Here is a 25,450-nt window from a genome sequence, read left to right as displayed (position 1 = left end):
TTGTCGAATTCAAAGACGCCGCAGGATCAGCGACGTGTTGATGCCACCGAAGGCGAAGTTGTTGGTCATCGCGTACTCGGTCTGCAGCTGGCGGCCACCGCTGAGCACGTAGTCGAGATCGCCGCAGCGCGGGTCGACGCGCTTGAGGTTGATGGTGGGCGCGAACCAGTCGGCGTTCATCATCTCCAGCGTCATCCAGGCCTCCAGCGCACCGCAGGCGCCCAGGGTGTGGCCCATATAGCTCTTCAGCGACGAGATGGCCACGCCGGCGCCGAAGACGCTGTGCGTGCCCTGGCTCTCGGCCACGTCGCCCTGGTCGGTGCTGGTGCCGTGGGCGTTGACGTAGGGGATGGCGCTGGCGGGCAGCCCGGCGTCCTCCAGCGCCAGGCGCATGGCCTGGGCCATGGTGGCGGACTGGGGCTGGGTGACGTGGGTGCCGTCGCAGTTGGTGCCGTAGCCGACGATCTCGCCCAGCATCCTTGCGCCGCGCGCCTTGGCGTGTTCGTAGTCTTCCAGCAGGAAGGTGCAGGCGCCCTCGCCCAGCACCAGGCCGTCGCGGTCCGCGTCGAAGGGACGCGGCGTCAGGCGCGGCTGGTCGTTGTACTTGGTGCTGGTGGCAAACAGCGTGTCGAAGACGGCCGCCTGCGTCGGGTCGAGCTCCTCGGCGCCGCCGGCCAGCATGGCGATCTGGCGGCCGCTCTTGATGGCTTCGTAGGCATAGCCCAGACCCTGGCTGCCCGAGGTGCAGGCGCTGCTGGTCGTGATGATGCGGCCGGTGATGCCGAAGAACACCGCGATGTTGACGGTCGCGGTGTGCGACATCATCTTCACGTAGGTGTTGGCGTTGATGCCCTCGATGCTCTTGACCGTCATCATGCGGCCGAAGTCGCCGATGGCGCTGGGCGTGCCGCTGGAGCTGCCGAAGCTGACGCCAACACGGCCGCTGGTCAGCAGCGGGTCGCCGATGAGGCCGGCCTGCTCCAGCGCCAGCTCGGCCGAGCGTGTCGCCATCTGGGCCACGCGGCCCATGCTGCGCATGGTCTTGCGGTTGTAGCGGTCGGCGGGCAGCTCGAAGTGGGCGCAGGGCACGCCGACCTGCGTGTTCAGGCCTTCGTAATCGGCCCAGTCGGCCATGCGCTGGACCTTGTTGGCCTCGGCGCGCAGGCTGTCCATGACGGTCTCGACGTCATGGCCCAGCGGCGACAGCGCGCCGATACCGGTGATGACGACTCTTCTATTGCTCACCCGACCATCCCCCCGTTCACCGAAATCACTTGCCGCGTGATGTACGCGGCGTCTTCGCCCATCAAGAAGGCCACCAGCGCCGCCACCTCTTCGGGTTGTCCGACGCGCTGGGCCGGGATGATCTGCATCGCGTGCTCCAGCACATGCGGCTCGATCATGTCCGTCTCGATGAGGCCGGGCGCCACGCAGTTGACCGTGATCTTGCGGCTGGCCAGTTCGACGGCCAGCGCCTTGGTCGCGCCGATGATGCCCGCCTTGGCGGCACTGTAGTTGACCTGCCCGCGGTTGCCCATCAGGCCCGATACGGAGGCCAGCGTGACGATGCGGCCCGGTTTGCGGCGGCGCACCAGGGGCATGGTCAGCGGCTGCAGCACGTTGTAGAACGCATCCAGGTTGGTGTGGATGACGGCGTCCCAGTCCTCGCCGGTCAGCGCCGGGAAGGCGCCATCGCGGGCGATGCCGGCATTGCAGACGACGCCGTAATAGCAGCCATGGGCCTCGATGTCGGCCTCCAGCGCGGCGGCCGTGGCGGCGCGGTCGGCCACGTCGAAGCTCAGCACGCGGGCGTTGCGGCCAAGCTCGCGCGCGGCCTGGGCGACGGCCTCGGCCTCGTCGCGGCGGCTGCGGCAATGGATGACGACGTCGTAGCCGTCGCGCGCCAGCCGCAGTGCGATGGCGCGGCCGATGCCGCGGCTGGAGCCGGTCACCAGGACGGTGTGGGGAGTACTGCTCATGGGGTCTGTCCGTTCAGGAAAGCCTCCGGGTCATCCGGCCCGAAGACATTGAGGCTGGCTCGCGCCACCTCGGCGCCATCGATGGCGATGACGCATTCAAATTGTCCGAGACCGTTGTCGGCCTGGAAGAGGCGCTGCACCTTGACGCGCAGCACATCGCCGACGCGGAAGGCCGCTCGGTCGCAGGTGTAGCGGCGCGTGCCGAGCAGGAAGCCGATACGCGCCGCGCCGCCTTCGTCCGCCTTGAGATGGCGCTGATAGCCCGCCCACGCAGCGGCCGCTTGCGCCATGTACTCGACGCCCGCCGACGCGCTGAGCTGGCCGTCCTGCACCAGCAGGTGGTCGGCACGCAGCGTGGCCTCGGCCAGCAGCGACTCGGCATCGGCCTCGATGACACGGTCGAGCCAGCTCATGGCGCCGCGATGCGGCACCAGGTCGGCGATGTCCATATCAACCATCGGATCGATCTCCCTGATTTCGGGCCGAGCGCTGGGCCGATCCCGAGCCGGCCCGGCAGGCGATGTACTCGTGGCTCGATGCCGCGAGCATCGCCGTCCCCGCGGGGGACCGACCGGGCTTGCCCGCGTTCAGCGCGGCACAGACTGGGCGAGGGGCTTCAATCTTCACGGGCGAGGACCAGCGCGGCATTGCTGCCGCCGAAGGCAAAGGAATTGGACAACACGGCGCGCGGCGCGCTGTCCAGGCGCTCGCCGGGCTGCACCAGGCGGATGGCCGGCAGGGCCGCGTCGCGCTCGCCGTCGAAATGATGGGCCGGCAGGGCGCCGTCGCCCAGCAGGGTCAGCCAGGCTATGGCCGCTTCCAGCGCGCCGGCGGCGCCCAGGGTGTGACCGGTCAGCGGCTTGGTGGAACTGCAGGGGGTGTCCAGGCCGAAGACACGGGCCACGGCCTCGCTCTCCATGGCGTCGTTGTGCGGCGTGGCCGTGCCGTGCAGGTTCAGGTAGCCGATGTCGGCAGGCGTCAACCCGGCCATGTCGAGGGCTGCGCGCATCGCCGCCTCGGCGCCGCGGCCGCTGGGCTCGGGTGCCGAGATGTGGTGGGCATCGCTGGTCTCACCCCAGCCGGCCAGGCGGACGGCCGGGCCGTCACCCTTCTCGCGGGTCATCAGGAAGAGCGCGCCGGCCTCGCCGATGTTGATGCCGCAACGCTGGGCGCTCATGGGGTTGCAGCGGGCGTCGCTGACGGCTTCCAGCGCAGCAAAGCCGGCAACGGTGAAGTCGCACAGGCTGTCGGCGCCGCCGCAGACGACGGCGTCGGCCATGCCGGCCTGCAGCAGGCGCGCGGCGCTGGCCAGGGCCTTGCTGCTGGACGAGCAGGCCGTCGAGATGACATAGGCCGGGCCCAGCGTGCCGAGCTCGGCGGCCAGCAGCGTGGCGCCCGAGCCGATCTCCTGCTGACGCACGTCGTGCCAGGCGGGCAGGCCGCCCTCGGCCTGATGGTGGCTCCAGGCGGCCTCGCTTTCGCCGACGCCCGAAGTGCTGGTGCCCAGCACGACGGCCACACGCAGCGGTCCGAAGCGGGCGATGGCGGCATCGACCGCAGCGCGGATGGGTTGGAGCGCCGTCAACAGCAGAGCGTTGTTGCGGCTGCGCTGGGCCGCCGCGTCGGGCAGGGGCAGGGCCTGGCGCACGCGGCCCAGGTGAAGGGTACGGCCGCGCCAGGCTTCAGGCTCGACGCCGCTGGGCGAGCTGGCCCACAGCGATGTGGCGACGGTGGGAGCGTCATGCCCAGCGGCACAAACGACGCCCAAGGCGTTCAGATAGAAGTTCATCAATCAGCCGCCCTCCAGCGAGCGGGATTCAATGCGCAGTTGATAGTGTTCGACGCGATTGTCGATCTCGACGCGCTTGCGCCCATCCAGGTAGCGCACCGTCAGCCGCGCTTCGCCGGCCTGGCGCAGCGTGCGCTCATTGCCGGCCTCGTCCAGCGTCCAACCCGGGGGCAGGGCCGCCTGCAGGGCGGGCAGCGGCGCGAACACCAGGGCCACATCTCGCAGCACGCGGGCCGGGTCGACAGCGGCGGGCAGCATGGGGTGGCGCTTGACCTGCAGCTCGCGGCCATCCCATTGCAGCGTCAGCACACGCTGGCCGAAGGCCAGGCCGGCCAGCTGCAGTTGCTGGGCATCGACCTGCAGCAGGGTGTCGAGCTGGCGCTCGGTGACGGCACCGTTGGGGTCCTCGGGCGCATCGGTCACCGTCAGCCGCTGGGCCAGCGACAGCTCGGCGCCGAAGGCGGCCGGCGCCAGCTGCAGCGCCGGCAGCGAGGCCGGCGGCGGCAGGGTCTGGCAGGCTGACAGCAGCAGCGCCGCGAGGAGGATCAGGGGGCGCACAACTGCTCCAGCGTGCGCATGCGCTCGGGCTGAGCGACATAGGGGTTGGCCAGGTCCCAGGCGTAGCCGGCCAGGATGGACGAGATCATGCGGCGGATGTCGGGGTTCTGGTCCTGGTGGAAGATGACGTCCTGGAAGCCGCCGCGGTACCAGCTCTCCACAAATGCGCGGAAGGCGTCCACGCCGGCGCGCAGCGGCTTGGCGTAGTCCTTCTCCCAGTCCACCGTCTCGCCGGCGCGCTCGCGCATCAAGGCCGTCACGGCCAGGTCGGCGGACTTCACGGCGATGGTCACGCCGCTGGAGAACACCGGGTCCAGGAACTCGCCCGCATTGCCCAGCAGTGCGAAGCCCGGGCCCCACAACGACTTCACATTGGCGGCATAGCCGTGCAGGCGGTTGGCCGGCGTGTCCCAGACCGCGTCCTTCAACAGCGTGGCCAGCGTCGGCGTCTCGGCGACGACGGCCTTCAGGCGCTCCGTCGCGTCCTCGGGGAAGCGCTCGAAGTACTCGGCCCGCGCGACCACGCCCAGCGAGCAGCGGCCGTTGCTGAAGGGGATGGTCCAGAACCACACGTCGACATCGTTCGGATGCACGGTGACGAGGATCTTGGTGCGGTCGAACGTCGGGTCGCTGATGCAGTCCTGCACATGGGTGAAGGTGGCGGCGCGGATGGGGAAGGCCGAAGGCGTCTCCAGGTCCAGCAGGCGCGGCAGGGTGCGGCCGAAGCCGCTGGCGTCCAGCAGATGACCGGCCTCGACGGTGTAGGCCTCGCCGCCGTCCAGCGGCTGCACGTCCAGCTGCGGGCGCTGGCCTGCAGCGACACGCACGGCCGTCACCTCGTGGCGGTAGCGGATGTCGGCCCCGGCCTTGGCGGCACCGTCGGCCAGCACCTTGTCGAAGGTCGCGCGCTGCACCTGGTAGGTCGTGCCCCAGCCGGCGGTGAACTTGTCGCGGAAATCGAAGGCGGTGCGCCTTTCGCCGCGGCAGAAGGCGGCGCCGTTCTTGAACTGGAAGCCCGCCTCGACGACGTCCTGCAGCAGGCCCGCCTTCTCGATATAGGCCATGGACTGGGGCAGCAAGCTCTCGCCGATCGAGAAGCGCGGGAAGGTCTGGCGCTCCAGCACCGTCACCGCCAGGCCCTGGCGACGCAGCAAGGCCGCGGCGACGGCGCCTGCAGGGCCTGCGCCGATGATGCAGACGTCAGTCTTTTCGAGAGTCATGGTGGGTGATGAAGAAGGGAGTGAGGAGCCAGGCCAGGGCAATGCCCAGGCCCAGGGTCAGGCCGAAGGCCCGCAAGGCCGGTGTACCGGACAGGGCCAGCAACCCGAACGACAGCCAGGTGCTGGCGGCCGCGAGTGTGATGGAGACGAAGCCGCGCAGATCATTGCGGTGGGGCTGAGCGAGCAGAAAGATGCCGTAGTCCACGCCCACGCCCAGCAGCAGCAGCAGGGCCAGCACATGGAAGAGCTGCCAGGGCTGGCCGAGCAGGGCCGTGGCGGCCAACGACAGGGAGCCGGCGATCAGCGTCGGCACCAGGGCCCGCCACCAGGCCGCACCCAGGCGCCAGGCCAGCAGGGCCGCGACGGCGCCGATGGCGATGGCCAGCACGCCCAGCATGCGGATGCGCTGGCGGGCCAGCAGCTCGGACACATCGGCCACCTTGTCGACCCAGCGCACCGTCGTCCCATCGGCCAAGGCAGCCAACTGAGGCAGGGATTCGCGCGACACGCCGCGCAGCATCAGCACGCTGTGCCAGTTGCCCCCGGCATCACGGCCCAGCCACTGGTGGCGGGCCGTCTCGCTGACCGGAGCTGCATGCCAGGCTTCCACGGTCAAGGCCGGCGCCGTGGTGGCCTCGCGCTGCGGCAGGGGCTGGCCCAGTTGCTCGGCCACCAGCAAGGACACCTCGGCCCAGCGGCGCTGCACCAGGGCCGCATCAGAGGCCTGGCGAGCGGGCGACGGCACCCAGTCGGACACGGCCTGCCAGCCCGCCACACCGGGTGTATTGGCGAGCTTGGCCTTGAGCGCTTCCTCGCGCTCCAGCAGCACGGCCTCGCTGCCGGCGCTGAGCAGGTAGAACTGGGCAGGACTCGGCAGGTCGAGGCGGCGGCCGATGTCGATCTGCTCCTGCAGCAGCGCGGGCGGCGTGTTCTGCAACAGGCGGATGTCGTCATTGGCCCGGCCGCGCCAGGCGGCCGTCGCCAGCAGGACCGCAATGACGAGGGCGCCGATGAGGCCGGTGCGCCAGCTCAATTGCGGCCAGCGCTGCCAGGCGCGACCCAGGGCGCGCGTCAGCGGCCGCTCGGGCACCGCTCCGGCGTCCAGATGCGGGAACCACAGGCAGGTGGTGATGAAGGCGGCAGTGAGGCCGGCGGCGGAGAACAGCGCCACCTGCTGCAGGCCCGGGAAGGGCGTGGTCGCCAGCAGGGCATAGCCGGCCAGCGTCGTGCTCAGCGCCAGGGCCATGGTTGGCAGTTGCTCGCGCATCAGCGCAAAGCGCTGCGCGGGCGGCTGGGCTATGCGGCTGCTGTAGTGGCTGCTGGCGTAGTTCTCGGCCACGCCGACCAGGCTGGCGCCGAAGACCAGCGTGATGAGGTGCAGTTCGCCGAACACCGCCAGCGTCGCCGCCACGGCCACCAGCAGGCCGCTGCCCACCGACAACAGCACCAGCAGGCGCGGCCGGATGCGGGCAAAGGCAAACCAGCTCAAAGCAAACACGCCGACCAGCGAGCCGACGCCGATGAGGTGCATTTCGCGTTGGGCCTGCGTCGCCGCGGCATGCGCATGCAAAGGCACGCCTGCGGCCAGCACTTGTGCTTCGGGCACGGCAGCGCGGGCGGCGGCCAGCGCGTTGGCGATGCGTTCGTTGTCGCTGAGCGCAAAGGCGCTGGCGCCGCTGTCGATGAGCCCGAGCATCCAGTCGCCCTTGTCGTCGGCCAGCTTGAGCCGGCCGTCCAGGGCTCGCACCTTGCTGGCCTGGGCGCGCTCGGCCAGCCAGGCACCCAGCGTGTTGAAGGGGTCATCGATCCAGCGACCCACACGGGGCAGACCCATGGGCTGCATCAGGCTGGTCAGGGCCTGCTGGGCCAAGGCCTCCGAACTGTCGTTCTGCAGGGACCGGCGCTGGGCATCGGTCAGCAGGCTGCCACGCTGCGGAGCAAAGAACTTCAGCCAATCGGCCTGCTGGGCGTCGGACACGTGATGCCTGACCTTGAGGCCTGGCGCCTCGGCCTGCAGTTTGGTGATGAAGCGGTCCATCGCCGCTTCGCTGCTCTTCGGCGCGCGCAGCATGACGATGACGCGCCCCTCCCCGGCCTTGGCAAGCGCGGCAAAGGCCTGTTCGACCTCGGGCCGGCGCTCGTCCTTGGGCAGCATGGCCAGCACATCGGTGTTGATGCGCACGCGGCCGCTCCAGGCGGCCAGGGCCAGGCCGGCGGCCATCAGCAGCAGCGCGAGCGCCCAAGCCCAGGGCGCCAGACGGCTGGGCCGATCAACCAAGCTGCTTGGCCTCGTCGGCGCTGGGGGCGGCGGGCTCGCGGGCCTGCTCGTCGAAGCGCAGCGTCGTCGTGTCGCCCTGGGCTTCGGTCATGACGATGCGGCGCAGCTGGCGGTCGCCTTCGAGCTCGATGCGGCTGAAGAGCTGGGCCAATGCAGCCGCTTTGGGCTTGAGTGCCGCACGCCAGGCCTTGTCACCCACCAGGCTGGCCTGCACCTCAAAAGCCTGCTGCAGCGCGCCGAGGTCCCCGTCCAGCAGCGACAGCATCAGCTGGGTCACGACGCGGATGCCGGGCTCCTTGCTGGCATCGAGCTGCATGCCGGCGCCACCGGCGATGCGGTCGCGAGTCAGCACCAGTTGGCTGGCGAAGGGTGCCGTCGTGCGCCAGATCAGGCCCTTGCCGCGCACCAGCAGGTAGTCGCCCTGGCTCTTCAGCGGCTTGGCGAAGCCGGCGAGCTGCTTGTCCTGCTGGAAGCCGCCTCGCTGGACGGCCACGCTGGCCAGGCGTTGCTGGACCTGGGCGATGGTGTCGGCCAGCGCGGGCAGCGGCAGGGCGGCGAGGAGAAGAGTACGGCGCTTCATGGCAGGGGAATACCGAGGCGTTCGAACAGGATGGGCGGGCTGGCGAACTGCATTTCCTTGGTGCGCATGTCCACGGCCACCATCAGCGTGTGGCCCTTGGTCAGGCACTCGCCGGTGGCGAGGTCGCGCACCTTGTAGTCGATGCGCAGGCGGTGCTCCCACTCGGTGATGCAGGCGCGCACGCCCAGGCGCATGCCGTATTCGGCCGAGCGCACATACTTCAGCTGCAGATGGATGATGGGCCAGGCATAGCCGCTGGCGCGCATCTCGGGGTAGTCGTAGTTGAAACGCTGCAGCAGGGCGCAACGCGCCTGCTCCAGGTACTGCACATAGCGGCCGTGCCAGACGATCTCCATCGGGTCGAGATCGTGGAAGGCGGGTGTGATCACGATCTCGTGGGCGAGACGGGGATCCTCACGCAGGCGCATGCAAGGCTCCGGCGGCGAAGCGGATTTCGCGCAGCAACATCTGCAGCTCGGCGTCCAGCGCGCGGTCTTCGTCGATCAGCGGCAGGCGCTCGCACAACTGCTCGTACCAGGCCGACAGCGACGGGCTCAGCTGCAGGCCACCCAGGCGCTGGCGCAGGCCCAGGCCCTGGCGGGCGCTGATCAGCAGGCCGGCGACGACCTGCTCGCTGAGGTCCAGCACGCGCAGCGCGTCACGCGCGGCGATGCTGCCCATGCTGACCTTGTCCTGGTTGTGGCATTCGGTGCTGCGGCTGAAGACCGAGGCCGGCATGGTCTGCTTCAGGGCCTCGGCCGTCCAGGCGGAGACGCTGATCTGCAGCGCCTTCAGGCCATGGTTGATGGCAGCGCGCTCGCCCAGGGCGCCGCTCAGATTCGACGGTAGGCCGTGGTTGAAGCGCGTGTCCACCAGCAGGGCCAGCTGGCGGTCCAGCAGGTCGGCGACGTTGGCGACGGCCGTCTTCAGCGTGTCCATGGCCATGGCGATGTGGCCGCCGTAGAAATGGCCGCCGTGCAGCACGCGCTCTTCCTCGGCGTCGACCAGGGGGTTGTCGTTGGCGCTGTTGAGTTCGTTTTCGATCAGCTGGCGCAGCCAGGGCAGCGCGTCTTCCAGCACACCGATGACGTGGGGGGCGCAGCGCAGCGAGTAGCGGTCCTGCAGGCGCTGCTCGTTGCGCGAGGGGCGGTCACTCGCCAGGTCGGCGCGCAGGCGTGCGGCGACGCGCTGCTGGCCGGCATGCGGCTTGACGGCGAACAGGCGCTCGTCGAAGTGATGGGCATTGCCGGCGCTGGCGACGACATTGGCCGCCGTGATGCGCGTGGCCAGCAGCGACAGACGCTCGGCGCGCTGGAAGGCCAGGCAGGCCAGGGCCGTCATGACGGCGGTGCCGTTCATGATGGCCAGGCCTTCCTTGGGGCGCAGCGTGTGCGGCTTGAGGCCGACGGCCGCCAGGGCTTGCGCCGCGGGCATCTGCTGGCCCTGGAACCAGACTTCGCGCTCACCGCACAGCACGGCGGCAACATAGCTCAACGGTGTCAGGTCGCCACTGGCGCCGACCGAGCCTTCGCTGGGAATCAGCGGCAGGATGTCGTGCTCGATCAGCGCGGCCAGTTGCTGCAGCAGGGCGTAGCTGACGCCCGACACGCCCTGGGCCAGGGACTGCAGGCGCACGGCCAGCACCGCCCTCACCTGCTCGGGCGCGAGCATGGGGCCGGCACCGATGCCGTGGTAGGTGTAGAGATGGCGCGGCAGCTCGGCCACCAGGGCGGGTGGGATGCTGACGGTGCAGGAGTCGCCGTAGCCCGTGGTGACGCCGTAGACGACGCCGTCCTCGGCCAGCAGGCGGGCGATGAACTCGGCGCCGGCATCGATGCGGCGCACGAACTCGGGCGCGACGCTCAGGCGGGCGCGGGCCTCGCGGCGCGAAATGGCGGCAATGTCGTCCAGGCTCAGCGGGCGGCCGTCAAACAGGATTTCAGACGGCATTTGCGACGACATGGGGGCTGTCCCAGAAAGCGTAGAAGTTGAACCAGTCATAAGGCGATTCGCGCAGGCGGCGCTGCAGGATCTGCGCGTAGGTTTGGGCGTATTGGGCCAGAGCCTCGCGGCGGCCGGCACGCGGCAGCTTGACCTCTTCGGCCAGCAGCTCGAAACGAATTTCGTAACCAGAACCCTGGTGCAGGCAGGTCAGCAGCACCAGCGGACAGTGCAGCACGCCGGCCAGCACATAGGCGCCGACGGGCAGCGGCGCCGGGGCGCCAAGGAAATCGACCGTGACGGTCTGGGCCGAATGGATGGGCACGCGGTCGCCCGCAATGGCCACCCAGCCGCCGGCGTCCACCAACTCCTTGAGCTGCATGGCCATGTTGGGACCGAAGTCGGTCACCTCCAGCAGGTTGACGGCTGAGTTCGGGTCCAGGCGCTTCAGGATGCGGTTGAAGGCCTGGGCATGGCGGGTGTGCACCAGCACCGTCAGCTTCAGCCCGTGCTTGGACTTGCCGATCATGCGGCACAGCTCCAGGCAGCCCGTGTGGGCGGTGATGAGGATGCCACCCTGGCCGCGGGCCAGCATGGCGTCGACGAAGGAGAAGTCCTTCTCGCGCACCGCCTCGACGGGATAGCGGCCGGCCATGGCCAGCAGCTTGTCCAGCATGGTCTCGGCGAAGCAGGCGACGTGGCGCAGGCCCTCGCGCCAGTCGGGCTCGCGCCTGAACACGCCGGGCTCGGCGCGGTGCAGATGGCGCAGGTATTCCAGCGAAGAACGGCGCAGCGCCGGGCGCGTCAGCCAGTGCACCAGCACAACCGGGAACATGGCCCAGCGCACCAGGCGCCGGCCGAACAGCTTGTGCACGCCGTACAGCAGCCAGATGCCGCTGACGAAGGTGGTTTCGCCGAGATGGGCCCAGTGCTGGGCGCGCGCGCCGCTCATCCCGGGCTCCGCAGCTTGCGCGCCAGCAGGATGGGGCTGCGCAGCAGCATGCCGAAGAAGAGCCGCGTGTGCATGGCCGAGATCAGCACGTTGTCGCGCCAGACGCGGAAATGCGAGATGCCGCCGACGGGGTAGTGCACGCGCGTGGGCTGGTTGACGACGGGCACGCCGGCCCAGACCAGGCGCACGGCGATCTCGGTGTCGAAGTCCATGCGCCGGCCCATGGAGGCATGCGCCAGCTGCGGCAGCGTGGTGGCCAGCGGGTAGATGCGAAAGCCGCACATCGAGTCGCGCACGGCGAAGCTCAGCGTGTTGATCCAGACCCAGATGTGGGTGGCATAGCGGCCGTATAGCCGCGCGCGCGGCACCGACTCGTCGTAGACGGGGCAGCCGCAGATCAGGGCCGTGGGGGCCGCCTCGGCCGCCGCAACGAAGCGTGAGGCATCGAGGGCGTCATGCTGGCCGTCGGCATCGATCTGCAGGCCATGGGTGTAGCCCTGCTCGGCCGCGCGCCGCATGCCGGCGATGACGGCCGCGCCCTTGCCCTGGTTATTGGGCAGGCGCAGCAGCTGGATGCCTTCCTGCCCCGCCAGCGCATCGAGCTGCGCGGCCGTGGCGGTCTCGCTGCCGTCGTCCACCAGCAGCACCGGCAGCCCCTGGGCGCGCAGCTTGGCCGCGACGGCACCGACGGTGCCGCCATGGTTGTAGACGGGGATGACGGCGCAGGTCTTCACGGCGGGATTCCAAAACGCAGCTTGCCGCTGGCATGGGCGCCGCGCTCGCTGGTCAGCGCAAAACGCAGCTCGCTGCCTTCTGCGTTGACAGTCAATTCGAGATCGACGCTGCCGCCGGGGCGGATGACTTGCTGGAACTTCAGCTGGTCCAGGCCGGCGAAGGCCGGCTGCAGCGCAAACAGCTCGCGGCCGAAGCGCTCGGCCCAATCGAGCTGCACGACGCCGGGCAGTACGGGCTGGCCGTCGAAATGGCCTTCGAAGCCGGGGTGGCGGGCTTCGACGTCCAGGCGCAGCCGGGCGGTAAGCGGCGCGCGGATCAGCAGCCGCGCCGGCGGGCGCATGGGGTCGAACAGGGCCTCCAGCGCGGCCTGCGTGGTCTTGCCCTGGGTGTTGGCCGGCAGCTCGCTGACCAGGCGCCAACGGCGCGGGCGCACCGTGGCCTCGAGCTCGGCGGCCAGGCGGTCGCGCAGCGGTGCCAGCCAGGCGGCACGGCCGATCTGCTCGATGGCGACCCAGGCCTCGGCCGTGGGCACCAGCACGACGCCCAGCTCCTGGCGCGAGCCCGGCAGCAACAGCGCGCGGGCTTCCTGCACCTGGCCGCTGGCCAGCAGGGCCTGCTCGACGGCGGCGAGGGACACGCGCTTCTCTTCGACCTTGACGATGCGGTCGGCGCGGCCCAGCAGCACGAAGCCGGGGCCTTCGGCGCGGGCATGGTCGGCGGCCGTGTACCAGCCACCGTTCCGGGTGCAACCGATATGAACCGAGCGCAACTGCAGCTGACCCTCGCTGAGCTGCCATTCGACGCCCGGCAGGGCGCGCCACGGCTCGGCATCGCCAGCGCCGGGCGGGCGCTGGCGCCAGGCCACGCCGCCGGTCTCGCTGCTGCCATAGACCTCGATGGGCGTCTGGCCCAGGCGCTCGGCGCATGCAGGCAGCGCATCGGCCGGCAGCGGACCGCCAGAGCTGAACACGGCGGCCAGGCGATCAGGCAGATCACCCGTGACGGCGAGCTGCAGGCGCTTCAGATGGGCCGGACTGGCGATCAGCGCGATGCGGCCGGGTTCGGCATGCAGGTCTTCCAGATAGGCGACACGGTTCGCCGCAGTGGGGCGGCCGGCGGCCAGCGGCCACAGCACGCGGAACAGCAGGCCGTAGATGTGCTGGTGGCTGACGGTGGCATGCACGGTGGCGCCGTCCAGGCGGGCACCGAACTCGGCCTCCAGCGCCCTCACCTCGTCGAAGAGCTGGTGCAGCTGCTTCGGTATCGCGCTGGGCTCGCCGCTGCTGCCGGAAGTGAAGACGATGAGCTGGGTGGCCTGCGGGTCCAGGGGCTGCCAGTCGGGCAGGGCCGCAGCAGGCACGCTGGCCTTCGCATCGGGGCGGCTGGGCCAGTCGCCGGCGAAGGCGCCGACCTGGCCGGCCAGGCGCTGGGCCGTGGCGGGCAGGGCGTCGCCCGGCCACCAGACCGTCTTGCGCGCATGCCAGGCGCCGAACAGGGCCGCTGCAGCGTGCAGGGTGTCGTTGAAGTAGAGAGCGACATCGACGGCGGCCATGGCCTCGAAGTGGGCGCACCAGCCCGCCGCCTGGGCCAGGAACTCGGCAGCCAGCAGGGCGCGGCCGGCGCGAAAGCCCACGGGCTGGGCGGCCCGCGCCGGGCTCCAGGCACCGGCGAGGCCGAGTCGGAGTTCACGCCACATGCTTGCCGGCTCGCACACGGCGGCGCACCAGCCACTCGCCGCCCATCAGGGTGCCCATCAGCACATAGGTGATGAGGCCGTTGTACAAGGCCCAGGTCTGCTCGCTGCCCCACAGGGCCGTGGCCAGGCTGATGCCGCCGTTGAAGATGAAAAAGCCGCACCAGACGATGGTGACCTTGCGCGTGTAGGCCACGCCATGGGCGTCGAGCTCGGGGTCGTGCAGACGCGCCAGGCGCTCGACCACGGTCTGGCCCTTGAGCAGGCTGGCGCCGAACAGCACCAGCATGGCCACGTTCATCGCAACGGGGTAGATCTTCAGCGGCAGCAGCTGGTTGGACCAGGCCGTCAGCGCGGCCAGCACCAGGCCGGCCAGGGCCACGGCCAGGGCCTGCTGGCTGCGCGACGCGAGATAACGCGCCAGGGCCAGGGCCAGCAGCAGCAGCGCCAAGACCCGGGGTTCGGCATGAGCGAGCCCCAGGTAGACGAGAACGGGATAGAGGGCGGTCAGCGCCACCCAGAGGATGTTGCGCACGCTGGGGCGGGAGAAGGAAGGGGGATCAGGCGGCGCGCGGCAGCGCTGCCTCGTTTTCCCCGGGAGCTTCCTCGGTCTGCAGCAGCGCGGTCAGGGCGTTGACCACGTCCTGCAGCGTGCGCACCGACTTGAACGCCTCGGGCTGCAGGCGCTTGCCGACCAGGGGCTTGAGCTTGACGATGAGGTCCACCGCGTCGATGGAGTCGATGTCCAGGTCGTCGTACAGCCGGGCTTCCGGGCGGATGCGCTCGGGCTCGATGTCGAAGGTCTCGACCAGGATGGCCGACAGGCGCGTGTAGATGTCGTGTTCGGTCATGAAGTACTCCCCTGGCTGTTCAGCTCTTGCGGCTCGTGGCCACGAAGGCTGCCAGCGCCCGGATCGAGCGGAAATGCCGGCGGGTTTCCTCCGAATCGGCCGACATGGTCACGCCATAGCGCTTCTGCAGCGCCAGGCCCAGCTCGAGCGCGTCGATGGAATCCAGGCCGAGGCCTTCGACGAAGAGCGGCTGCTCGGCGTCGATGTCGTCTGCGCTCATGTCCTCGAGATTCAAGGCGTCGATGAGCAAGGCCTTGATTTCAAGTTCCAGGCTCTGTTCCATCGCCTTTCTCCCTAGAAAAATAACTTTGCAAGTATCCCGTGAGCCGCCTTGCAGCGAGCGGGAATTCTCCGTGAGCCCCCTCTAGAAAGGGTGTCACGGCGATGTCCTCGCCCACATCCAGACTCAGCTGTAACGGTCGGTCGTGGGTTTTCCACCACGGCCAACCCTTGCTCAAGCCCAGCGGTTCGCAACGGATGCGCACCGGCGTGATGGCCACGCCGCTGCGCAGGGCCAATTGGGCCGCACCGCGCTGCAACTGCAAAGCATGCCCGGGCACGCTTCGGGTGCCTTCGGGAAAAATCACCAGATTGCTGCCGGAAGCCAGGCTGGCGTTGAATCCACCCAACACCTCGCTGCCACGGTCATTGCGCAGGTAGTTGCAGGCGCGCACCGGCCCCCAGGTGAAGGGGTTGTTGCCCAGGCCGCCGCGCACGACGCAGTCGGCATTGGGGGTGCGGGCGATCAGGGCCACCACGTCGATCAGCGTCGGGTGGTTGGCCAGCACCAACAGGCCGTGGCGCTGCAGGCGCTCCGCGCCCGTCCAGCGCACGCGCACCAGACCAAGCAAGGTCATCAGCCCGATGAAGCCGCGAAAGCTCGCGCCGACCAGCGCGCGCGACCAGCGGATGCGGCGCGCCGGCTCCCAGACCAGCAGATTGATCAGCGGAAACAGCAGCACGCCCATCAGCAGGCCGCCGATGCCAAAGCAGGCGAAGCTGAAACCCGTCGCCGGCACGCGCCAGGCGCGCGACCAGGTCGAGGACAGCTTAGCGAGCGACGACATGGCGCCACTGCCAGTCCGCAGCACCGTCGGGCTGGCGCAGCTCAGCCGCGGGCTCGAGCAGGAATTGCAGCACCTGCAGGTTGGGGGCCAGGGTCGCGGGCGCCGCCGGCCCCAGCGAGGGCTGACGCGCCAGCAGCACGCCCGACTCGCCGGCGCGCGCCGCGCGCAGACGCAGGGCGTAGGCATGCAGCGGCGCGACCGGGGCGTCCAGGCCGGTAGAGGCATAGAGCCCCGGCAGCGGCGCATCGAACACGGTCAGCAGCACCGTTGCCGCACCGGTGGCGAGCAGGGCCTGGGCCTCGACCCAGCCGGCAGCGGCACTGACTTCCCCCGCGGCCACGGCGCTGACATTGGCCGTGATGCCGCGCTGGATGGAGTACTGCGCGCCGATGGCGTTGTGCACCGAATGGCTGAAGGCGGTGGGCGACAGGGCCTCGCCCTGGGCCAGTTCCTGCAGCATCGAGATCGACCGTGCCAGCTCGCCCCAGCGCGACGCGAACACCAGGGGCATGGCCGGCAGCGCCGCGGCGTCAACGTCCTGCTGGGCCCAGTAGGCCGCTTGCAGGGCGGCCCGGCCCAGGGGATCGATGCGGCGGCGCGCCATGGCCGGCACTTCGGCCAGCGGCGGCGACGCTGGCGCGTCGGCGGGCAAGGGCTGCGGGTTGCGCAGCCAGTCCCGCCAGGCGTCCTGGGTCGCGAGACCGGGTGCCCAGGCCGCCCACTGCTCGATGAGCAGGACCGGCCCGTCCGGGGCGACGGCTGCAGCGGTGGTGGGCGAATTCATGGCTGGGTCAGAAAGTAGAAAACCCGCCAAGAGGCGGGCTTGAGGTTCAGGCAGGGATTGCCCGTAGCCTAGCGGGTGACCTCAGGCGGTCACTTCTTGAGGAACTTGCGCAGCGCGGCGATCTGAGCGGCCTGGACGGCCAGTTCGCTCTTGATGACGGCTTGGTCAAGTTCGCTCTTGGCGTTCTTCAGCGCTTCCTCGGCCTGCTTCTTGGCCTCGGTGGCCTTGGCTTCGTCGAGGTCCTTGCCGCGAATGGCGGTGTCGGCCAGCACGGTCACGCGGTTCGGCTGCACTTCGAGGATGCCACCGGCGACGAAGACGAATTCTTCGCTGCCATCGGCCAGCTCGATGCGCACGGCGCCCGGCTTGATGCGGGTGATCAGCGGCGTGTGCTTGGGCAGGATGCCGAGCTCGCCACTTTCGCCCGGCAGGGCGACGAACTTGGCCTCGCCGGAGAAGATCTGCTCTTCGGCGGAGACCACGTCGACGTGGAGGGTTGCCATATCAATCGTCCTGGGCTGGGTTAGAGATTCAATGCTTGATCAGTTGAGGACAGAGCTGCCGCTGAGCGTCAGGTCTGTCCCGCAATGTCTTATTGAATCTTCTTGGCCTTTTCAAACGCTTCGTCAATCGTGCCGACCATGTAGAAGGCCTGCTCGGGCAGCGCGTCGCACTCGCCGTTGACGATCATCTTGAAGCCGCGGATGGTTTCCTTCAGCGGCACATACTTGCCCGGGGTGCCCGTGAACACTTCGGCGACGTGGAAGGGCTGCGACAGGAAGCGCTGGATCTTGCGGGCGCGAGCGACCGACAGCTTGTCTTCCGGCGACAGTTCGTCCATGCCCAGGATGGCGATGATGTCGCGCAGTTCCTTGTAGCGCTGCAGCACCTGCTGCACGGCACGGGTCGTCGTGTAGTGGTCTTCGCCGACGACGTTGGGGTCGATCTGGCGGCTGGTCGAGTCCAGCGGGTCCACGGCGGGGTAGATGCCCAGCGAAGCGATGTCACGCGACAGCACGACGGTGGCGTCCAAGTGGGCGAAGGTCGTGGCAGGCGACGGGTCGGTCAGGTCGTCCGCAGGGACGTAGACGGCCTGGATGGACGTGATCGAGCCAACCTTGGTCGACGTGATGCGCTCTTGCAGGCGGCCCATTTCCTCGGCCAGCGTCGGCTGGTAGCCCACGGCGGAAGGCATGCGGCCCAGCAGAGCGGACACTTCCGTGCCGGCCAGGGTGTAGCGGTAGATGTTGTCCACGAAGAACAGCACGTCCTTGCCTTCGTCGCGGAAGGACTCGGCGATGGTCAGGCCGGTCAGGGCGACGCGCAGACGGTTGCCCGGGGGCTCGTTCATCTGGCCGTAGACCATGGCGACCTTGGAGTCTTCGAGCTTGTCCTGCACGACGACGCCGGAGTCCGACATCTCGTGATAGAAGTCGTTGCCCTCACGGGTGCGCTCACCCACGCCGGCGAACACGGACAGACCGCTGTGCGCCTTGGCGATGTTGTTGATGAGCTCCATCATGTTCACGGTCTTGCCGACGCCGGCGCCACCGAACAGACCCACCTTGCCGCCCTTGGCGAACGGGCAGATCAGGTCGATCACCTTGATGCCGGTTTCCAGCAGGTCCTGCGACGGGCTCAGCTCGTCGTAGGCCGGGGCGGCACGGTGGATGGAGGCGGTCAGCGTCGAAGCGACCGGGCCGCGCTCGTCGATGGGGTTGCCCAGCACGTCCATGATGCGGCCGAGGGTGGCCTTGCCGACCGGCACCTGGATGGTGTCGCCGGTGTTGTAGACCTCGGTGCCACGGCGCAGGCCGTCGGACGAACCCAGAGCAATGGTGCGGACCACGCCGTCGCCCAGCTGCTGCTGGACTTCCAGCGTCAGAGCGGCGCCTTCCATCTTCAGGGCGTCGTAGACCTTGGGCATCTTGTCGCGCGGGAATTCCACGTCAACGACGGCGCCAATGCACTGAACGATCTTGCCGACTGCTTGAGTGTTAGCCATTTTTGCGTTCCTTCAATTCAAATCTTGTGCGTGCCGAACTCGATCAACCCACAGCGGCGGCGCCGCTGACGATCTCGGAGAGTTCCTTCGTGATCGCGGCTTGGCGGGTCTTGTTGTAGACCAGCTTCAGCTCGCCGATCAGCGTGCCGGCGTTGTCCGTCGCGGCCTTCATGGCCACCATGCGGGCGGACTGCTCGCTGGCCATGTTCTCGGCGACGGCCTGGAAGACCAGGGCTTCCGTGTAGCGCACCAGCAGGTCGTTGATGACGGTGGCGGCGTCCGGCTCGTAGAGGTAGTCCCACGAGTGGCCGGCCTTGTCGGTGGCCATGTCGGCAGCCTTCAGCGGCAGCAGCTGGTGCACCTTCACCTCTTGCTTCATCGTGTTGATGAACTGCGTGTAGCAGAGGTAGACGGCGGACAGCTTGCCGGCGGCGTAGGCGTCGAGCAGCACCTTCACGGGGCCGATGAGGGCCTCGATATGGGGCTGGTCACCGAGCTGCGTGGCGTGGGCCACGACCTTGGCACCGACGCGGTTCATGAAGCCCAGGCCCTTGCCGCCGATGGCGACGACCTCGGCACCCTGACCGGCCGCTTCCAGCTCGCGGAGCTTGGTGGTGGCGGCGCGCAGCAGGTTGGTGTTCAGACCACCGCACAGGCCCTTGTCCGTCGTGACGACGACCATGCCGACCGTCTTCGCGTTCTCGTTCTTGACGAGGAAGGGATGACGGTACTCGGGGTTGGCCTGAGCCAGTTCGGCCGCGATGTTGCCGATCTTTTCAGCGTACGGGCGAGCCGACCGCATCCGCTCCTGCGCCTTGCGCATCTTGGACGCGGCGACCATTTCCATCGCCTTGGTGATCTTCTTGGTGTTCTCGACCGACTTGATCTTGCCGCGGATTTCTTTGCTTGAAGCCATTCGAACTCCTAGTTCAGTGCGGGGCTAGTTTTGAGGCTGGGCCCCGCGTGTTCCGTGGCTTTAGGCGAAGGACTTCTTGAAGGAAGCGATCGCGGCGTTCAGTTCGGCTTCAGCATCCTTGTCCATCGCCTTGTCGTTCTCGAGCTTGGCGAGAAGGGCGGCGTGGCTGGTCTTCAGGAACTGGTGCAGGCCGTGTTCGAAGGCCAGGACCTTCTTCACTTCGATGCTGTCCATGAAGCCCTTGTTGGCGGCGTACAGCGAGGCAGCCATCAGCGAGATGGACAGCGGCGAGTACTGGGCCTGCTTCAGCAGTTCCGTCACGCGGGCACCGCGATCCAGCTGCTTGCGGGTGGCTTCGTCCAGGTCGGAAGCGAACTGCGCGAAGGCAGCCAGTTCACGGTACTGGGCCAGGTCGGTACGGATACCGCCGGACAGCGACTTCACCAGCTTGGTCTGGGCGGCACCACCGACGCGCGACACCGAGATACCGGCATTGATGGCGGGGCGGATACCGGCGTTGAACAGCGAGGTTTCCAGGAAGATCTGGCCGTCGGTGATCGAGATCACGTTGGTCGGCACGAAGGCGGACACGTCACCGGCTTGCGTTTCGATGATCGGCAGGGCCGTCAGCGAACCGGTCTTGCCCTTGACTTCACCCTTGGTGAAGGCTTCGACGTAGTCGGCGTTCACGCGGGCGGCGCGCTCCAGCAGGCGGCTGTGGAGATAGAACACGTCGCCGGGGAAGGCTTCGCGGCCCGGCGGGCGGCGCAGCAACAGCGAGACCTGGCGGTAGGCCACGGCTTGCTTGGACAGGTCGTCATAGACGATCAGGGCGTCTTGGCCGCGGTCGCGGAAGTACTCGCCCATCGTGCAGCCGGAGTAGGCCGACACGTACTGCATGGCGGCGGATTCCGACGCCGAGGCTGCCACGACGATGGTGTATTCCATCGCGCCGGCCTGCTCCAGCGAGCGCACCACGTTCTTGATCGACGACGCCTTCTGGCCAATGGCGACGTAGACGCAGGTCATGTTCTGACCCTTCTGGTTGATGATCGCGTCGATGGCGACGGCGGTCTTGCCCGTCTGACGGTCACCAATGATCAGTTCGCGCTGGCCGCGGCCGACGGGAACCATGGAGTCGATGGACTTCAGGCCGGTCTGCACGGGCTGGTCGACCGACTTGCGGGCGATCACGCCCGGGGCGACCTTCTCGATGACGTCGGTCATCTTGGCGTTGATCGGGCCCTTGCCGTCGATGGGCTGACCCAGCGCGTTGACGACGCGGCCGATCAGCTCGGGGCCGACCGGCACTTCCAGGATGCGGCCCGTGCACTTGACGGTGTCGCCTTCCGAGACGTGCTCGTAGGCACCCAGAATCACGGCGCCGACGGAGTCGCGCTCGAGGTTCAGGGCCAGACCGAAGGTCTGCGTGCCGTCAGCGGTCGGCGGGAATTCGAGCATTTCGCCCTGCATCACATCGGACAGGCCGTGGACGCGGACGATGCCGTCGGAAACGGACACGACGGTGCCCTGGTTGCGGATGTCCGTGCTGCCACCAAGACCCTCGATGCGGCTCTTGATCAGTTCGGAAATTTCAGCGGGATTCAATTGCATGCTAGGTCTCCCAGGTTGCCGAACCATCGCCGGATCAAGGGCGGGGTCAGACGCGGGGTAAATCGGAATGTCTTGCGTGGCGTGGCTGCGGATCAGGCAGTCAGTGCGACCTTCATGCGCTCCAGGCGGGCCTTGACGGAGGTGTCCAGCACCTCGTCGCCGACGACGACGCGAACGCCACCGATCAGGCTAGGCTCCAGCTGCACATGGGCTTCGAGCTTGCGGCCGAAGCGCTTCTCCAGCGACACCTTGAGTTCGGCGAGCTGAGCGTCGCTGATCTCGTAGGCGCTGTAGATCTGCGCGTCGGACACGCCCGAAGCGGCGTTGGCCAGCACGTGGTACTGGGCGACGATCTCGGGCAGCGCGGCCAGGCGGCCGTTCTCGACGATGGTCTGCAGGAAGTTCTGCACGCCCGCGGCCAGGGTCTGCTTGGTGGCCGCGGTGATGACCGCGACAACCTGCTCGGACTGGGCCTTGGGGTGATCGGCGAACTGGCGCAGATCAGCGTCCTGCGCCACCTGGGCCAGTGCGTCGAGTTGACGGCCCCAGGCGGCGAGGTCTTGCGACTTGGCGACCTGGAACAGGGCTTCGGCGTAGGGCCGGGCGATGGTGGCGAGTTCAGCCATTTACAGCTCCGTCTTCAGGCGAGCCAGCAGCTCGGCGTGGACGCCGGCGTTGACTTCCTTCTGCAGGATCTGCTCGGCGCCCTTGACGGCCAGCGCGGCGACCTGCTCGCGCAGGGCTTCGCGAGCGCGGGAAACCTGCTGCTCGGCGTCGGCCTTGGCGGCGGCCAGGATCTTGGCGCCTTCTTCTTCGGCGCGGCCCTTGGCAGCGTCGACGATGGCGGCGGCGCGCTTCTCGGCATCCGAGATCAGCTTGCCGGACTCAGCCTTGGTGGCGGCCAGTTCCTTGGCGATCTGCGCTTCGGCGCCGGCCAGCTCGGCCTTGGCCTTGTCGGCGGCGGACAGACCGTCACGGATCTTCGCGGCGCGCTCGTCGAGTGCCTTGGTGATCGGCGGCCACACAAACTTCATCGTGAACCCGACCAACAGCAGGAACACGATCATCTGAACGATGAGCGATGCGTTAATAAACACCTGGGTGCCTCACAAAGTTTCGAGTGCTTGAAGCCGCCCCCAGGAGTCCGAGGGCGGGGCGGCAACGTCGAATTACTTGGCGACGACTTGGGCGATCTGGCCCAGGAACGGGTTGGCCGTGGCGAACCACAGGGCGATACCGGTGCCGATGATGAAGGCGGCGTCGATCAGGCCGGCCAGCAGGAACATCTTGGTTTGCAGTTCGTTCATCAGCTCGGGCTGACGAGCGGCGGACTCAAGGTACTTGCTGCCCATGATGCCGATACCGATACAAGCACCGAAGGCGCCCAGACCAATGATCAGACCAGCGGCGAGAGCAACAAAGCTAATGACTTCCACGATGACTCCTTAAAGGGACTAGAGAAAAGGGTTGAGGGAGAAAAACTGCTTGGGAAACTTGGGCGACAGGCGCTCAGTGCGCGTCGTGGGCCTGGCCGATGTAGACCAGCGTCAGCATCATGAAGACGAAGGCCTGCAGCGTGATGATGATCAAGTGGAAGGCGGCCCAGACGAATCCGGCCACCACATGGCCCAGGGCCAGCAGGCCGTAGCCGACAGGACCCATGCTGGCGTAGGCGCCACCCATCAGGGCGATCAGCAGGAAGATCAGTTCGCCGGCATACATATTGCCGAACAGCCGCATGCCGTGGGAGATGGTCTTGGCGGCGAACTCGATCAGCTGCATCAGGAAGTTGACCGGGTACAGGTAGACCTTGTCGCCGAAGGGTGCAGCCACCAGCTCGTGAGCCCAGCCGCCAGCGCCCTTCATCTTCACGTTGTAGATGAGGCAGGTGATCAGCACGCCCAGGGACAGGCCCATGGTCATGGACAGGTCGGCCGTGGGCACGACACGCAGATAGGCGTGGTGGTCACCGGTGATCTGCTGCCAGACCCAGGGGAACAGGTCCACCGGGAACAGGTCCATCGCATTCATCAAGAAGATCCAGACGAACACGGTCAGGGCCAGCGGTGCCACCAGCTTGCGGCTGTTGGCGTTGTGGACGATGCCCTTGGCCTGGTCGGCAACGATCTCGACGAGGATCTCGACGGCCGCTTGAAAACGGCCTGGAACGCCCGATGTAGCGGACTTGGCCGCGCGCCACAGCAGGAAGCAACCCACCACGCCGAGCAGGATGCTGAAGAACAGGGAATCGAGGTTGACGACGGAGAAGTCGACGATGCCCTTCTGGGTGCCGCTTTGCGCATGGTGCAAGTGGTGAATGATGTATTCACCAGCGGTCGGGGCTGCTGCTTCGTGGCCTTCTGCTGCCATGTTTCGTTCTGCCTCGTCAGTTCAATCTGCGGCTGCGCCAAGCGAGCGCAAGCCAGTTCACTTTGATGCACACCGCGAGGGTGACCAGCAGGGCTGGCCAGCTCAGGCCCGGCACCACCTTTGGCGCCAGCACCAGCATCGCGATCGATGCACCGATTTTCAAAAATTCCCAACCCATGAATCCGGCGGCCGCTCCGACCACAGAATCCACGCGCTTTGTCATGCCCCGCGCCAGCAGCATGTTCGGCAGCACCACCGCCGCAACGCCGTAGAGCGCCGAGGCCATGGCCACGCCGGACGCCGTCCACAGCCGGATCACGGCCACGCACAGCAGACCTGCCATCAGCTGCCAACCCAGCACACGCCAGGGCGACAACATCGGCAACGCGGACTTCAGCGCTGCCGCCTCCTGGGGACTCAGCGCCTTGACGGGCGGCTCCTCGTTGTCGTCGTCCCAGCCGCCGGCCGTCGAAACAGCGGGGGGCCAGGTCTTTCGGGGGCCGTTCTCGGTCATGGCGCCAGATCCTGGGGTTGGCGGCTCAGCCTCCAAACCTACCGGAAGCCGATTGCACCGGGATGACGCACAGGCGCCACCCAACAAAGCCCCTCATTATATGTGACGAGTTACACCGGGGTAAATACGCCCCCTCGCCGCACCAGGATTCAGGCCTTGTTCAGGCGCTTGTCAGCGTCGCGGGCAAGCCCGGCACCTCCACGCGAAGCTGCAGCACGGCGCCCGCCAGCGGCTCGCGCTCGAGTTCGTCGGCGGGGCGCTTTTCCCGGGCCGTGGTGATGAAGAGGGTGCGCAGGTCGGCACCGCCGAAGGTGGGCATGGTCGGGCAGGTGGCCGGCAGCTCGATGCGCTGCAGGACTTCGCCGGTCGGCGCGATGCGCACGACGCAGCCGCCTTCGAACATGGCGGCCCAGTAGCAACCTTCGGCATCCATGGCCGCGCCATCCGGCCGGCCGCCGTAGGCCTCGCCGGCCGTGCGCGGCTTGAACTCGGCGAACACACGCGGGTTGGACAACGCACCGGCCGCCACATCGAAATCGGCGGCGTAGATGCGGTGGGCCTTGGTGTCGGACCAGTGCATGCGACGGCCGTCCGGGCTCCAGGCCAGGCCGTTGGACGTCGTCAGGCCGGGCACCTGGGCAGTGAAGGTCTGGCCATCGAAGCGGTAGAGGGCCGCCTCGGGTTCGCGCGCATCGGAGATGCTGCCGATCCAGAGACGCCCGGCCGGGTCGACCTTGCCGTCGTTGAAGCGCAGCCGCGCCGGGTCATAGGGCGGTGCGGCGACAAGCGCCTGAACGCCCGTTGCGGTGTCCAGCGACCAGAGGCCGTCACGCCGCGCCACCAGCAGGCCGCCGCCCGCCCGGGCCGCGATGCAGCCCGGCTCGGCAACCTGCGGCCAGACATCCGGCGCATCGGCGCTGGCGCGCCAGCGCAGCACCTGGCGGCCAGGAATGTCGACCGCATGGAGCTGCTGTTCCGTGGGATGCCAGAGGGGCGATTCGCCGAGCAGGCAGCGATGGGAGCCGAGGGCTTGGATGTCTTGGGAGGCCATCCCGCCACTCTAGGTGGTTATCCGAAGTAACTCGGCCGGAAGGCGCCGAGCTCGGCCTTCAGGTAGTGGGCGCCGGGGATGGGATTGAAGTAGAACGGCGGCACTTCGGCGAAGCCCAGGCTTTCATAAAGGCCGCGCGCGGCTTCCATGTCGTCCAGGGTGTCGAGCAGCATGGACGAGTAGCCGGCCTCGGTGGCGCGGTCCATCAGCGCCTGCGCCAGGATGCGGCCCAGGCCGAAGCGGCGGAAGGCGGGGCGCACGAACAGGCGCTTCATCTCGCAGGCGTTGGGATAGTCGGCATCCAGCAGGGGCCGGAAGGCGCCGCTGCCGGCGATGGCGCCGTCGACGGTCGCCAGCAGCATCAGGCCGCCGGGCGGCGCATAGACGCCAGGCAGGTCGGCCAGCTCCTCTTCGAACCCCTGGAAGCAGAGGTCCACGTCCAGGCTGTTGGCGTACTCGCGCAGCACGAGGCGGGTTTCTTGCCAGTGAGCGGGGGACTCGGGTGTGATGAGCTGTATGTCAGGGCCGGGCATAGGCGGCGCAGTTTAGCCAG

29 protein-coding genes are annotated in these 25,450 nt (G+C 68.3%); all 29 read right to left on the bottom strand.

Features of this window, described 5'->3' with window-relative positions; translation table 11 throughout:
* Positions 1-9: 9 nt before the first annotated feature.
* Complete coding sequence (locus ACS5PN_RS17685; RefSeq protein WP_439465290.1) at positions 10-1,245, bottom strand: beta-ketoacyl-ACP synthase; 1,236 nt, start codon at positions 1,243-1,245, stop codon at positions 10-12.
* Entirely contained in the window at positions 1,242-1,979 is a 738-nt protein-coding gene (locus tag ACS5PN_RS17680; RefSeq protein ID WP_439465289.1) for a 3-ketoacyl-ACP reductase FabG2, read from the bottom strand. The genes ACS5PN_RS17685 and ACS5PN_RS17680 overlap by 4 nt, the downstream gene beginning before the upstream one ends.
* Positions 1,976-2,428: an ApeP family dehydratase gene (locus ACS5PN_RS17675; protein ID WP_439465288.1), complete on the bottom strand. Its 453-nt coding sequence runs from the start codon at positions 2,426-2,428 to the stop codon at positions 1,976-1,978. Before ACS5PN_RS17675 ends, ACS5PN_RS17680 begins: the two co-directional genes overlap by 4 nt.
* A gap of 167 nt (positions 2,429-2,595) precedes the next feature.
* Positions 2,596-3,768, bottom strand: coding sequence for a beta-ketoacyl-ACP synthase (locus ACS5PN_RS17670; protein WP_439465287.1), 1,173 nt, complete (start codon positions 3,766-3,768; stop codon positions 2,596-2,598).
* Between the two features lie 3 nt (positions 3,769-3,771).
* Complete coding sequence (locus tag ACS5PN_RS17665; protein WP_439465286.1) at positions 3,772-4,326, bottom strand: DUF3261 domain-containing protein; 555 nt, start codon at positions 4,324-4,326, stop codon at positions 3,772-3,774.
* Positions 4,314-5,546: an NAD(P)/FAD-dependent oxidoreductase gene (locus tag ACS5PN_RS17660; RefSeq protein ID WP_439465285.1), complete on the bottom strand. Its 1,233-nt coding sequence runs from the start codon at positions 5,544-5,546 to the stop codon at positions 4,314-4,316. The genes ACS5PN_RS17665 and ACS5PN_RS17660 overlap by 13 nt, the downstream gene beginning before the upstream one ends.
* A complete protein-coding gene (locus tag ACS5PN_RS17655) occupies positions 5,527-7,824 on the bottom strand; it encodes an MMPL family transporter (RefSeq protein ID WP_439465284.1) in 2,298 nt (765 codons plus the stop codon). The genes ACS5PN_RS17660 and ACS5PN_RS17655 overlap by 20 nt, the downstream gene beginning before the upstream one ends.
* Positions 7,817-8,404: an outer membrane lipoprotein carrier protein LolA gene (locus tag ACS5PN_RS17650; protein ID WP_439465283.1), complete on the bottom strand. Its 588-nt coding sequence runs from the start codon at positions 8,402-8,404 to the stop codon at positions 7,817-7,819. Before ACS5PN_RS17650 ends, ACS5PN_RS17655 begins: the two co-directional genes overlap by 8 nt.
* The gene (locus ACS5PN_RS17645) at positions 8,401-8,832 is read right to left on the bottom strand and encodes an acyl-CoA thioesterase (RefSeq protein ID WP_439465282.1); all 432 of its coding nucleotides are present in this window, start codon (positions 8,830-8,832) and stop codon (positions 8,401-8,403) included. Before ACS5PN_RS17645 ends, ACS5PN_RS17650 begins: the two co-directional genes overlap by 4 nt.
* The gene (locus ACS5PN_RS17640) at positions 8,819-10,366 is read right to left on the bottom strand and encodes an HAL/PAL/TAL family ammonia-lyase (RefSeq protein WP_439465281.1); all 1,548 of its coding nucleotides are present in this window, start codon (positions 10,364-10,366) and stop codon (positions 8,819-8,821) included. The genes ACS5PN_RS17645 and ACS5PN_RS17640 overlap by 14 nt, the downstream gene beginning before the upstream one ends.
* Positions 10,344-11,297, bottom strand: coding sequence for an LpxL/LpxP family acyltransferase (locus ACS5PN_RS17635; protein WP_439465280.1), 954 nt, complete (start codon positions 11,295-11,297; stop codon positions 10,344-10,346). The genes ACS5PN_RS17640 and ACS5PN_RS17635 overlap by 23 nt, the downstream gene beginning before the upstream one ends.
* Positions 11,294-12,031, bottom strand: a complete 738-nt coding sequence (locus ACS5PN_RS17630; RefSeq protein ID WP_439465279.1) for a glycosyltransferase family 2 protein — start codon at positions 12,029-12,031, stop codon at positions 11,294-11,296. The genes ACS5PN_RS17635 and ACS5PN_RS17630 overlap by 4 nt, the downstream gene beginning before the upstream one ends.
* On the bottom strand, positions 12,028-13,728 hold the full coding sequence (locus tag ACS5PN_RS17625) for an AMP-binding protein (protein ID WP_439465278.1): 1,701 nt from the start codon (positions 13,726-13,728) through the stop codon (positions 12,028-12,030). The genes ACS5PN_RS17630 and ACS5PN_RS17625 overlap by 4 nt, the downstream gene beginning before the upstream one ends.
* The gene (locus ACS5PN_RS17620) at positions 13,718-14,260 is read right to left on the bottom strand and encodes a hypothetical protein (protein WP_439465277.1); all 543 of its coding nucleotides are present in this window, start codon (positions 14,258-14,260) and stop codon (positions 13,718-13,720) included. The genes ACS5PN_RS17625 and ACS5PN_RS17620 overlap by 11 nt, the downstream gene beginning before the upstream one ends.
* A 25-nt stretch (positions 14,261-14,285) precedes the next feature.
* On the bottom strand, positions 14,286-14,576 hold the full coding sequence (locus ACS5PN_RS17615) for an acyl carrier protein (RefSeq protein ID WP_439465276.1): 291 nt from the start codon (positions 14,574-14,576) through the stop codon (positions 14,286-14,288).
* Positions 14,577-14,595: 19 nt separating this feature from the next.
* Positions 14,596-14,859 carry a phosphopantetheine-binding protein gene (locus tag ACS5PN_RS17610; protein WP_439465275.1) on the bottom strand — a complete coding sequence of 88 codons (264 nt, stop codon included), beginning with the start codon at positions 14,857-14,859 and terminating at the stop codon, positions 14,596-14,598.
* Positions 14,837-15,643 carry a lysophospholipid acyltransferase family protein gene (locus ACS5PN_RS17605; protein WP_439465274.1) on the bottom strand — a complete coding sequence of 269 codons (807 nt, stop codon included), beginning with the start codon at positions 15,641-15,643 and terminating at the stop codon, positions 14,837-14,839. Before ACS5PN_RS17605 ends, ACS5PN_RS17610 begins: the two co-directional genes overlap by 23 nt.
* The gene (locus tag ACS5PN_RS17600; protein WP_439465273.1) at positions 15,627-16,427 is read right to left on the bottom strand and encodes a beta-ketoacyl synthase chain length factor; all 801 of its coding nucleotides are present in this window, start codon (positions 16,425-16,427) and stop codon (positions 15,627-15,629) included. Before ACS5PN_RS17600 ends, ACS5PN_RS17605 begins: the two co-directional genes overlap by 17 nt.
* An 89-nt stretch (positions 16,428-16,516) precedes the next feature.
* Positions 16,517-16,930 (bottom strand): F0F1 ATP synthase subunit epsilon, encoded by a 414-nt coding sequence (locus ACS5PN_RS17595; protein ID WP_119038743.1) that lies wholly within the window; start codon positions 16,928-16,930, stop codon positions 16,517-16,519.
* A gap of 89 nt (positions 16,931-17,019) precedes the next feature.
* Positions 17,020-18,432 (bottom strand): F0F1 ATP synthase subunit beta, encoded by a 1,413-nt coding sequence (atpD, locus tag ACS5PN_RS17590; RefSeq protein WP_439465272.1) that lies wholly within the window; start codon positions 18,430-18,432, stop codon positions 17,020-17,022.
* Between the two features lie 43 nt (positions 18,433-18,475).
* Entirely contained in the window at positions 18,476-19,348 is an 873-nt protein-coding gene (atpG, locus tag ACS5PN_RS17585) for a F0F1 ATP synthase subunit gamma (RefSeq protein ID WP_439465271.1), read from the bottom strand.
* 60 nt (positions 19,349-19,408) lie between these two features.
* Positions 19,409-20,962: a F0F1 ATP synthase subunit alpha gene (gene atpA / locus ACS5PN_RS17580; protein WP_439465270.1), complete on the bottom strand. Its 1,554-nt coding sequence runs from the start codon at positions 20,960-20,962 to the stop codon at positions 19,409-19,411.
* 92 nt (positions 20,963-21,054) lie between these two features.
* Positions 21,055-21,588 carry a F0F1 ATP synthase subunit delta gene (locus tag ACS5PN_RS17575; protein ID WP_439465269.1) on the bottom strand — a complete coding sequence of 178 codons (534 nt, stop codon included), beginning with the start codon at positions 21,586-21,588 and terminating at the stop codon, positions 21,055-21,057.
* Positions 21,589-22,059, bottom strand: a complete 471-nt coding sequence (locus ACS5PN_RS17570) for a F0F1 ATP synthase subunit B (protein WP_439465268.1) — start codon at positions 22,057-22,059, stop codon at positions 21,589-21,591. It lies immediately after the preceding gene.
* A gap of 72 nt (positions 22,060-22,131) precedes the next feature.
* Positions 22,132-22,398 (bottom strand): F0F1 ATP synthase subunit C, encoded by a 267-nt coding sequence (gene atpE, locus ACS5PN_RS17565; RefSeq protein ID WP_409983278.1) that lies wholly within the window; start codon positions 22,396-22,398, stop codon positions 22,132-22,134.
* Positions 22,399-22,471: 73 nt separating this feature from the next.
* Positions 22,472-23,332, bottom strand: a complete 861-nt coding sequence (gene atpB / locus ACS5PN_RS17560) for a F0F1 ATP synthase subunit A (RefSeq protein WP_439465267.1) — start codon at positions 23,330-23,332, stop codon at positions 22,472-22,474.
* Positions 23,333-23,348: 16 nt separating this feature from the next.
* Complete coding sequence (locus ACS5PN_RS17555) at positions 23,349-23,846, bottom strand: ATP synthase subunit I (RefSeq protein ID WP_439465266.1); 498 nt, start codon at positions 23,844-23,846, stop codon at positions 23,349-23,351.
* Positions 23,847-24,006: 160 nt separating this feature from the next.
* On the bottom strand, positions 24,007-24,897 hold the full coding sequence (locus ACS5PN_RS17550; RefSeq protein ID WP_439465265.1) for an SMP-30/gluconolactonase/LRE family protein: 891 nt from the start codon (positions 24,895-24,897) through the stop codon (positions 24,007-24,009).
* Positions 24,898-24,914: 17 nt separating this feature from the next.
* Complete coding sequence (locus ACS5PN_RS17545) at positions 24,915-25,430, bottom strand: GNAT family N-acetyltransferase (RefSeq protein ID WP_439465264.1); 516 nt, start codon at positions 25,428-25,430, stop codon at positions 24,915-24,917.
* Positions 25,431-25,450: the final 20 nt, after the last annotated feature.

This window comes from Roseateles sp. NT4, from assembly GCF_051857475.1.
Taxonomy (GTDB): Bacteria; Pseudomonadota; Gammaproteobacteria; order Burkholderiales; family Burkholderiaceae_C; genus Pelomonas.
The sequence above is the reverse complement of the archived record's forward strand: the minus strand, read 5'-3'. Positions and strand labels throughout refer to the sequence as shown.

Bases quoted from the DNA above. Each gene is read 5' to 3' on its own strand.
- ACS5PN_RS17680 (WP_439465289.1), bottom strand. From the start codon at position 1,979: ATGAGCAGTACTCCCCACACCGTCCTGGTGACCGGCTCCAGCCGCGGC.
- ACS5PN_RS17675 (WP_439465288.1), bottom strand. From the start codon at position 2,428: ATGGACATCGCCGACCTGGTGCCGCATCGCGGCGCCATGAGCTGGCTC.
- ACS5PN_RS17670 (WP_439465287.1), bottom strand. From the start codon at position 3,768: ATGAACTTCTATCTGAACGCCTTGGGCGTCGTTTGTGCCGCTGGGCAT.
- ACS5PN_RS17660 (WP_439465285.1), bottom strand. From the start codon at position 5,546: ATGACTCTCGAAAAGACTGACGTCTGCATCATCGGCGCAGGCCCTGCA.
- ACS5PN_RS17650 (WP_439465283.1), bottom strand. From the start codon at position 8,404: ATGAAGCGCCGTACTCTTCTCCTCGCCGCCCTGCCGCTGCCCGCGCTG.
- ACS5PN_RS17645 (WP_439465282.1), bottom strand. From the start codon at position 8,832: ATGCGCCTGCGTGAGGATCCCCGTCTCGCCCACGAGATCGTGATCACA.
- ACS5PN_RS17640 (WP_439465281.1), bottom strand. From the start codon at position 10,366: ATGTCGTCGCAAATGCCGTCTGAAATCCTGTTTGACGGCCGCCCGCTG.
- ACS5PN_RS17635 (WP_439465280.1), bottom strand. From the start codon at position 11,297: ATGAGCGGCGCGCGCGCCCAGCACTGGGCCCATCTCGGCGAAACCACC.
- ACS5PN_RS17625 (WP_439465278.1), bottom strand. From the start codon at position 13,728: ATGTGGCGTGAACTCCGACTCGGCCTCGCCGGTGCCTGGAGCCCGGCG.
- ACS5PN_RS17615 (WP_439465276.1), bottom strand. From the start codon at position 14,576: ATGACCGAACACGACATCTACACGCGCCTGTCGGCCATCCTGGTCGAG.
- ACS5PN_RS17610 (WP_439465275.1), bottom strand. From the start codon at position 14,859: ATGGAACAGAGCCTGGAACTTGAAATCAAGGCCTTGCTCATCGACGCC.
- ACS5PN_RS17605 (WP_439465274.1), bottom strand. From the start codon at position 15,643: ATGTCGTCGCTCGCTAAGCTGTCCTCGACCTGGTCGCGCGCCTGGCGC.
- ACS5PN_RS17600 (WP_439465273.1), bottom strand. From the start codon at position 16,427: ATGAATTCGCCCACCACCGCTGCAGCCGTCGCCCCGGACGGGCCGGTC.
- ACS5PN_RS17595 (WP_119038743.1), bottom strand. From the start codon at position 16,930: ATGGCAACCCTCCACGTCGACGTGGTCTCCGCCGAAGAGCAGATCTTC.
- atpD (WP_439465272.1), bottom strand. From the start codon at position 18,432: ATGGCTAACACTCAAGCAGTCGGCAAGATCGTTCAGTGCATTGGCGCC.
- atpG (WP_439465271.1), bottom strand. From the start codon at position 19,348: ATGGCTTCAAGCAAAGAAATCCGCGGCAAGATCAAGTCGGTCGAGAAC.
- atpA (WP_439465270.1), bottom strand. From the start codon at position 20,962: ATGCAATTGAATCCCGCTGAAATTTCCGAACTGATCAAGAGCCGCATC.
- ACS5PN_RS17575 (WP_439465269.1), bottom strand. From the start codon at position 21,588: ATGGCTGAACTCGCCACCATCGCCCGGCCCTACGCCGAAGCCCTGTTC.
- atpB (WP_439465267.1), bottom strand. From the start codon at position 23,332: ATGGCAGCAGAAGGCCACGAAGCAGCAGCCCCGACCGCTGGTGAATAC.
- ACS5PN_RS17555 (WP_439465266.1), bottom strand. From the start codon at position 23,846: ATGACCGAGAACGGCCCCCGAAAGACCTGGCCCCCCGCTGTTTCGACG.
- ACS5PN_RS17550 (WP_439465265.1), bottom strand. From the start codon at position 24,897: ATGGCCTCCCAAGACATCCAAGCCCTCGGCTCCCATCGCTGCCTGCTC.
- ACS5PN_RS17545 (WP_439465264.1), bottom strand. From the start codon at position 25,430: ATGCCCGGCCCTGACATACAGCTCATCACACCCGAGTCCCCCGCTCAC.